The organism is Neobacillus drentensis, assembly GCF_036966985.1.
GTDB classification, from domain to species: Bacteria; Bacillota; Bacilli; order Bacillales; family Cytobacillaceae; genus Neobacillus; species Neobacillus drentensis_E.
Genome location: NZ_JBALSN010000093.1, coordinates 1 through 1,856, shown reverse-complemented (window position 1 = coordinate 1,856; position 1,856 = coordinate 1). Strand labels below are relative to the sequence as shown.

The following is a 1,856-nucleotide window of genomic DNA, read 5'->3' as shown; positions in this document are numbered from 1 at the left end:
ATTATAAAATTGCGAAAGGAGACATTATGCCTACTATAAACTCTTCACAAATTCACCCTGATTCAGTAATTATGACCCCTAATGATGTAAATGATTCTATAGTAAACTATTTGGAGATTAAAGGTTTTTCAGTAGTTAGGGGGACTACACATTCCGAGGAAGACATCAGAGCAGTAAAAAATGATTTGGAATTAATAATTGAGTCTAGAGGAAATCAAGCATATAAGAATTTTGGGACAGATATTGTGTTTGATGGTTCACAACTTGATATTCAGCTTTCTGAACAATTAACACAAACGATGCGGTTTCAGCAATTTTGCTCAACTAGAAATACTGCGGTATTCATAATGGGTTTTCCTGATATCAATAGAGTTAAAGAAAGAGTGTCTTAAATTTCAAAGGGTCTAGATAAACATGAAATATTAAGATTCTGGGTAAACAATACAAATGAGTTAAGAATTGAAGAACCAGCTCATCTTAAAAAAAATTTAGGATTGTAATACTAATAATTTATTTCCCATCACAAATAAAAAGGACGAGGGAATCCTTTAAATAAAGGATTTCCTCGTTAATTATTTTTCCACTGTTTCAAGACCAAAAAATTCCGATACCTTCTCAATAGTGTATTGGCTTCTTAATTTATATGCACTGTTTTGGTTGGCCTTTAAACCTTTTTCCCAATAAGCCTCTTCTTTAGGCACATGCTTTAACCATTCCACTTTTACAACATACTCACATATTTCAGAATCATCGATATCATGTAGCATATTTTGTGCCTTTAGAACCAAATCACCAACACTCTTCTCTTCTTTACCAACTTTAAACTTTACATCTTTTATGGGTTTTACTGTTTCTACAACTTTTCCTATACCAACATATCCCTTTTTCGGAATCATACAAAATACCCTAGCACCAATAAATAATTGACTCAATGTCCTACTATACCAACGACCACCACCTGCTGATATGAATCCATAATTTACTGCATCTTCCCATTTTCGATGGGGCTTTTCTTCAAAATTAACTACAAAATCTTGTTTGTTCCATTTTTCCTTCTTATTTTCTACCTTTGTATTACTAGATTTCTCTTCTATCTCATTAGGATCTAGTAGCCAACTTCTAGTTATAAACTGTTGTTCTCCCTCTTCAAAGTATCTGAAGAAAACAGCGTTAATTGGTACGTCAAAATTATTAGATAAGTAATTAATTATCCTCTCTGTTTCACTATCCAGTTGTGCCGATACAATTGTTATTTGATGGGAGTCATTTAATTTGTCCGGTAGACTATCATCAAATTTTTCAGCGAATGCTTCTTCTAATGGTCTATTATTTTTATCCTCATATATATTTAATATTTGTTCGTATGAAAGGTTCTGAACCCAGGTTGCATAGTCAATTGCTTGTGCAACCACTTCTCTAGGTGCTCTATGTTTCTTTAGTTCAATAATATGTAGGTTGCCCTCTTCATCGACTGCTAGCATATCAATAAACTTTCCGAATTCTGTTTGAATTTGTCTGCCAATCAATAATAAGTTTTCGGAAAGAATTGATAAATCCTTTACTAATATATCTTCTAATTTTCTTTCTGACTCGATTGGAGAAAATGAAATTTTCTTTATTCCATCATTTACTTTCCATACTCCCACTTCAATAGGCACTCTATTCACCTCATTTATTTTTTCTGACAGCGGAGTTTATAACTAAAGAGATTTTGCTACTTCTACCACTAGGTCGGCAACATCTTATTTCTTAATATTCCGATTTTCTTTATCGTAATTGATAATCTCCTTGATTGTGTCATCAGCTAGTTATCACTTAATCTAATAGCTAATTGATAGTATTAAAATAATATAATT

Annotated in this window: 2 protein-coding genes; one reads left to right on the top strand and one right to left on the bottom strand. The window is 32.2% G+C overall.

All coding sequences use genetic code 11. The annotated features are described in order from the left end of the window. Positions 1 to 392 (top strand): hypothetical protein (locus V7659_RS06720; RefSeq protein WP_335538946.1); only part of this gene is annotated, 392 nt, incomplete at its 5' end. A gap of 180 nt (positions 393 to 572) precedes the next feature. Here V7659_RS06720 and V7659_RS06715 read toward each other — a convergent pair. Further along, positions 573 to 1,658: an endonuclease NucS domain-containing protein gene (locus tag V7659_RS06715; protein WP_335538945.1), complete on the bottom strand. Its 1,086-nt coding sequence runs from the start codon at positions 1,656 to 1,658 to the stop codon at positions 573 to 575. Positions 1,659 to 1,856 lie beyond the last annotated feature (198 nt).